Source organism: bacterium (genome assembly GCA_030654305.1).
Taxonomy (GTDB): Bacteria; Krumholzibacteriota; Krumholzibacteriia; order LZORAL124-64-63; family LZORAL124-64-63; genus PNOJ01.
Genome location: JAURXS010000448.1, coordinates 1 through 6,283, shown reverse-complemented (window position 1 = coordinate 6,283; position 6,283 = coordinate 1). Strand labels below are relative to the sequence as shown.

Annotated in this window: 5 protein-coding genes; 2 read left to right on the top strand and 3 right to left on the bottom strand. The window is 72.1% G+C overall.

What is annotated here, in order from left to right; translation table 11 throughout:
- A partial coding sequence (locus tag Q7W29_12975; protein MDO9172732.1) for an ABC transporter substrate-binding protein occupies positions 1-1,140 on the bottom strand: 1,140 nt, incomplete at its 3' end.
- A gap of 224 nt (positions 1,141-1,364) precedes the next feature.
- On the opposite strand from Q7W29_12975, the gene gmd reads away from it, so the two are divergent.
- Positions 1,365-2,351: a GDP-mannose 4,6-dehydratase gene (gene gmd, locus Q7W29_12970; GenBank protein MDO9172731.1), complete on the top strand. Its 987-nt coding sequence runs from the start codon at positions 1,365-1,367 to the stop codon at positions 2,349-2,351.
- Positions 2,352-2,367: 16 nt separating this feature from the next.
- Here the strand turns inward: gmd and Q7W29_12965 are convergent, their stop codons facing one another.
- The gene (locus Q7W29_12965; GenBank protein ID MDO9172730.1) at positions 2,368-3,333 is read right to left on the bottom strand and encodes a GDP-mannose 4,6-dehydratase; all 966 of its coding nucleotides are present in this window, start codon (positions 3,331-3,333) and stop codon (positions 2,368-2,370) included.
- Positions 3,334-3,353: 20 nt separating this feature from the next.
- Positions 3,354-4,952, bottom strand: a complete 1,599-nt coding sequence (locus Q7W29_12960) for a hypothetical protein (GenBank protein ID MDO9172729.1) — start codon at positions 4,950-4,952, stop codon at positions 3,354-3,356.
- Positions 4,953-5,179: 227 nt separating this feature from the next.
- Between Q7W29_12960 and Q7W29_12955 the strand changes: the two genes are divergently transcribed.
- The coding region (locus tag Q7W29_12955; protein MDO9172728.1) for a S9 family peptidase at positions 5,180-6,283 on the top strand (1,104 nt) is incomplete at its 3' end.

Genomic DNA, 6,283 nt, shown 5'->3' with positions numbered 1-6,283 from the left:
CGGCAGCTCGTTGACGACCTCGGGCAGCAGCGACGGGAACAGCCCGCGGTGGCTGAGGATCTCGCCGGTCGCCCGCGAGAAGAAGAAATCGGCCAGCTCCTGCGCCGCCGGCGGCGCGTCGCGGCGCTCCAGCAGGAAGATCGGGCTGATGACCGCGCCGTCCTCGGGCCACACCACCTCGACGCCGGGGTTGAGGCGGGCCATGCGCGAGAAGAAGTACGGGATGACCGACACCAGCGGCGCCTCGCCGCGGCCCGCCTTGAAGCGGCCGGCGGCCTGGCTCGGGTGCTGCGAGCGCAGCAGGCTGCGCGCCAGGGCGCGCACGCCCTCGTCGCCGTGACGCTTCCACGTCGTCAACAGGATGCCGTTGAAGAGGTCGAAGTCCCCCACCGGCAGCGCCACGCGCCGCTCCAGGCGCGGCGACAGCACGTCCGCCCAGGAGCGGGGGATCTCCTCGCCCTCGGCCAGCTGCGCCTTGTCGACCAGGAACACCGCCGCCACCACGGCGATCATCGCGTAGTGGCCGTCGGGGTCCTTCAGGTCCAGGCCGGCGAAGTCGGCGTTGACCCCGCGCGGCGAGCGGTCGACGAAGACGCCGCGGTCCTTGAAGCGGGCCAGGTTGCGGCGGTCGAAGAAGGCCTCGAAGCCGGCCGAGACGAAGACGTGCGGCAGGTCGGCCTCGTCGCGCAGTTCGGCCATCTCCTTCTGCACGGCGTCCATGCCGATGCTCGCCGCGGCCAAGCGGTGCCCGACGGTCACGCCGTGCTTGCGCTCAACCTCCAGGCGGGCGGCGTCGAAGGCCTCCAGCAGCGGCAGGCGCACCGGGCAGGGCACCAGACCCGCCACGCGGATGTCGCCCGACGAGGGGAAGACGCGCCCGTCGTCGGCCGTCTGCAGGGTCAGGTCGGCGCTGCTGCGCACGGCCGCGACCGCGCTGCCGAGGCTGGCCAGCAGCGCGTCGAGGTCTTTGCCCCGCATCTGGGCGGCCTGCGACAGCGTCACCATCTTGCCGTGAGAGGCGCGACGGGCGGGATCGGCGACGTGGCTGAAACCCTGGTCCACCAGGACGGGGATCGTCTCGGGGTAGCGCTCGGTGACCTCGAACAGGGTCATCTCGGGGGTGATCTGGGCGGGAGTCACGGGAGCCTCCTGGTTGGGCCTATTCAATACCTATTGGTATAGAATATCAGCCAACCGGAGCCCACCCGCAAGAACATTCCTTCCGGCGCTGCAAGTGAGCGCCACCCGGACTGCGGGCGCCCCCGCTGCACGCGTGTTGCCCGGAAAGCACAGCATCGACTATAATTGGCGATCCTGAGGTGGCGACAGGCCTCCCCCACGCCGATGACGAAAGGTCGACCTCGATGGCGAATCCAGCAGCCAAGCGGGCCCTGATCACGGGAATCACCGGTCAGGACGGCTCCTACCTGGCGGAACTGCTCCTGGACAAGGGGTACGAGGTCCACGGGATCGTGCGGCGCACGAGCTCCGAGAACACCGAGCGCATCGACCACGTCAGGGACCGGATCTCCCTGGTGCAGGCCGACCTGATGGACCAGTCGTCGGTGATCGACGCCGTCGCCGACATCCGCCCGCACGAGGTCTACAACCTGGCGGCCCAGTCCTTCGTGCCCACGTCGTGGAAGCAGCCGATCCTCACCGGGGAGGTCACCGCGCTGGGCGTCACCCGCGTGCTCGAGGCGATCCGCATCGTCGACCGGTCCATCCGGATGTACCAGGCTTCGTCCAGCGAGATGTTCGGCAAGGTCGTCACGACGCCGCAGAACGAGCAGACCCCGCACTACCCGCGCAGCCCGTACGGCGTGGCCAAGTGCTACGGCCACCACATCACCGTGAACTACCGCGAGAGCTACGGGATCCCCGCCGTGTCCGGCATCCTGTTCAACCACGAATCGCCGCGCCGGGGCCTGGAGTTCGTGACGCGCAAGATCTCCGACGGCGTGGCGCGCATCAAGCTGGGCCTGCAGCAGGAGCTGCGCCTGGGCAACCTGGACGCCAAGCGCGACTGGGGCTACGCCCCGGACTACGTGCACGCCATGTGGCTCATGCTCCAGCGGGACGAGCCCTGCGACTACGTCATCTCCAGCGGCCGGGCGCACACGGTGCGGGAGTTCTGCGAGATCGCCTTCGACCGCGCCGGGCTCGACTGGCAGCGGCACGTCGTGGTCGACCCGCTGTACCTGAGGCACGCCGACGTGAACCAGCTGCTCGGCGACCCCGCCAAGGCGACGCGGGAGCTGGGCTGGGAACCCCGGGTCACGTTCGAGGAGCTCGTGCGCCTGATGGTCGATGCCGACCTCGCCCGCCTGCGGCGGCTCGCGGGCGCCTGACCGCGCCGGGGACCGTTCAGGCGAGCGTGTCGCGCCAGTACGCCAGCGTGTCGGCCAGCGTCTGCCGCCACGGGATCCGCGGCTCCCACGACAGCGCCGCGCGGGCGGCGCCCGCATCCCCCGCCATGACCGGGATCTCCACCGGACGCAACCGCGCGGCATCCACCCGGACGTCGATCGCGACGCGGCTGAGCGCCAGGAGGTCCTCCAGCACGTCGCGGATCGCCACCGTCCGACCGGAGCAGAGGTTGTACGCCGACCCGGGCCGCAGATCGCCGCCCCGCGCGACGACGGCGACGTAGGCGTCCAGGACGTCGCGGACGTCCAGGAAATCCCGGCGGGCGTCGAGGTTGCCGACCATGATGACGGGTTCCTGCAGGCCGCGTTCGATGCCGGCGATCTGCGAGCAGAAGGCCGACACCACGAAGTCCCGGCGCTGGCCGGGCCCGACGTGGTTGAAGGGCCGCAGCACCACGGCCCGCAGCCCGGCGGCCGCCTGCTGGCGGACCAGCAGGTCCGCCGCCGCCTTGCTGGCGGCGTAGGGATTCAGGGGCGCGAAGGCGGCGTCCTCCGCGAGCGGGACGCCGCGAAGGAACTCGCTGCCGTAGGCCTCGGCGGAGCCGACGTGAACGAACCGCGCCTCCGGGACCGCGTCGCGGACCGCTTCCACGAGGTGGAGCGTCCCCATCAGGTTGACGTTCCAGGTGGGCACCGGCTCCGCGAACGACGTGGGCACGTGCGCCTGCGCCGCGAGATGGAACACCAGCGCGGGCTTGTGCTCGGCGACCAGTGCCGCCACGGCCCGCCGATCGGTGATGTCCAGCTCGGCGTGCGCGACCACCGCATCGCTGTCGTCCGGGGGCCGGCGGTCGGCGCCGAGGATCGTCGCGTCCGGAAACGCTTCGGCGAGCCGCCGCGCGAGGCGCCGTCCGACGAAGCCGGAAGCGCCCGTCACCAGGATGTCCACGGTCCGGGATGTCACATCGCGCTCCTCGGTGGCGGTCAGGTGTCGGTGCGGTCGCGCCCCGACCGCGGATGCGGGCTTCCCGCGATCTCGCCGGCCAGCCGCTCGCGGTTGCGGCGCAACGCGGCCGCGACCCCGGCCAGCGGCAGCGTCGCGTTCAGGCTGCAGAGCCCGGCGTGGCTCAGTTCGTTGCCGGGCAGGACCGTCTCCCAGTCCTGCTTGCCGTCGCGATCCACGTGCGACCAGACGCTGAGGCGACGGTCGTCGGGCAGGAACAGGTCCGCCCTGACGGCGCCGGAGGGCGGTGCGAGCCGGCCCGGCTCCACCACGTTGTACAGCAGCAGGTCCCGGCCCGACACCTCCGGCGCCGTCACGTTGACCAGCACCGAGTCGACGACGTCGACCCGCCGCGCCGTCACCCCGACCAGCACGGAGCCCGCGGTCGGCCCCTCCCCGATCGCGCAGTCCAGCAGCAGGCTGCCGTCCCTGAACACGGCGCCGGGGTCGGCATCCACGCCGAGGAACGAGCGCATCGACCGCGCTTCCTCGTCATCGCCGAGCAGGCGCCGGACGTTCGCCAGGTAGCCCGGGATCGTGCCGAAATCCCACCAGTAGCAGTCGGCGCCGATGTCGAGGCAACCGAAGACCGGCTCGCCCGGATGCTCGTCGCGGAACCGCGCCCGGAACGCCGCCAGCCGGCGGTGGTGAGCGTCGGCGAGGTCCGCGGCCACGCCCTTGGCCGCCATCATCCGCCGGTAGGTCGCCGCGGGCAGGGTCAGCGGCATCCAGAAATGGGGGTCGGTGTCGAACTTGGCGGTCCGCGCGCGCAGCTCGGCGTCGAACTCCGCGTCCAGCGCCGCCGTCATGGCGGCCGACAGGCTGAAGGAGCCGAGGCTCACGCCGATGCCGCCGTCGACATGCATGACGCCGTCCGCCACGAGCTGCTCGGCCGCCGCGTGCGAGACCTTCTCGACCTGGACGGCGTCGCCGTCCTTCCCGACGGCGACCAGACCGTAGCGGTCCAGGCCGTCGCGCAGCCAGGCGTCGGCCGTGGGCATCGCGCCCAGCCTGGCCAGGATGTCGACGTGATGGCGGGGCTTCGCGGGCAACGGCGCCGAGGGGATGAAGACCTGATCGCCCCAGAAGACGCCGAGGCGGCCGCGGTGCGACGACGCGTAGACGGAAGTCTGGCGGATCACGGCCTCGAGGATGGTCAGCTGTTCGACACGGCCGTCGAGCCTCACCAGCCCCGGCAGCTTCACCGCGGATTTGTTCCCCCCCTCGCTGCCCGGCAGGGGGGCGAGCCGGGTTCCCTGGCCGGCGGTGTGGTAGAGGCCGATCGCCGCGCCCTCATCCAGGCGGGCGCGCAGGTCCACGCCATGCCGTTCGCGCGCCAGCCGCGAGGCCTCGCGCCAGGCATGGAGGGTGCCCAGACCGTTGCCGGCGCCGCCCGGCCAGTCCTCGTGGATCGCCAGGACCAGGGCGTCCGGCCGGCAGACGGCCCCGCGACCCTGCTCCAGCCGCCGCTGCCAGAAGGCGGCCAGGTCCGGCGACGTCGTCGAGACGATGACGACGTCCATCCCGGTCCCGTCGCGCGCGGTCCCGAGGATGGCCCGCAGATGCTCGCTGATGCTCATGTCGACCTTTCGCCCCCGCGATCCGGCAGCCCGGCGCCCGGCCGTCCGCCGTCGCGTGCATCAGGTATACCCGAGAGCCGCCGCTTCGGCCAGCAATCGGATCTCCCGGCAAGGCGGATTCTGCCGGACCTGCGGCGGGACCCGCCGCGCGGACCTTTCATATCCACCCTCCCATCGATTATATTGGATCGCCGACGCCACCCAGCCACGAACGGAAGGAATCCGAAGTGCGCCACCTCGTGCTGTTGACCGTGCTGCTGGCCGCCCTCGCGAGCCCGGCCCTCGCCGCCGACCCCCACCCCTTCAACGTCCACGACATGCTCGCGATGCAGCGCCTCTCCGACCCGCGGGTCTCCCCCGACGGGGCCCTCGCGCTGTACGCGCTGCGCACGACCGACCTCGAGGCGAACAAGGGCCGCACCGACCTGTGGCTCGTCGCCCTGGACGGCAAGTCGGAGCCGCGCCGCCTGACCGCCGACCCCGCCGCCGACTGGAACGGCCGCTGGCTGCCGGACGGCCGCGTCGCCTTCCTGAGCACGCGCTCGGGTTCGGCGCAGGTCTGGACGATCGACCCGCGCGGCGGCGAGGCCGCCCAGGTCACCCGCCTGCCCCTGGACGTCGAGAACTTCGAGGTCGTGCCGCAGCTGGAGGCCTACGCCTTCTCGCTGGCCGTCTACCCCGACGCCACGATCGCCGAGACGGTCGCGCGCGACGCCGACAAGGCCGCGACCGTCGCCACCGGCCGGACCTACGACGAGCTGTTCTTCCGGCGCTGGGACACCTGGGAGGACGGCAAGCGCAACCACGTCTTCCTGCGCCCCTGGTCCGGGACCGACGAGCAGGCGCGCGACCTCACCCCCGGCCTGGACGCCGACGCGCCCACGCTGCCCTTCGGCGGCAGCGAGGAGTTCGCCTTCAGCCGCGACGGCCGCACGCTGGTCTTCGCCGCGCGGGTCAAGGACGGCAGCGAGGCCGCCTGGAGCACCGACGACGACCTCTACGCCGTGAGCACCGACAGCCCGAGCCGCCGCCTCTGCCTGACCGAGGCGAACGAGGCCCAGGACACCCAGCCCGTCTTCTCGCCCGACGGCAAGACGTTGGCCTGGCTGGCCATGGACCGCCCCGGCTTCGAGGCCGACCGCTACCACGTCGTCCTGCGCGGCTGGCCGGACGGGACCGAGCGGCGCCTGGACCTGGATTTCGACAACCTGTCGCTGAGCCCCGGCTCGCTGCTGTGGTCGGCCGACGGCAAGTCGATCCACGTCACGGCCCCCTACCTGGGTCAGACCGCGATCTTCGCGCTGGACGTCGCGTCGGGCAAGTCGCGCCTG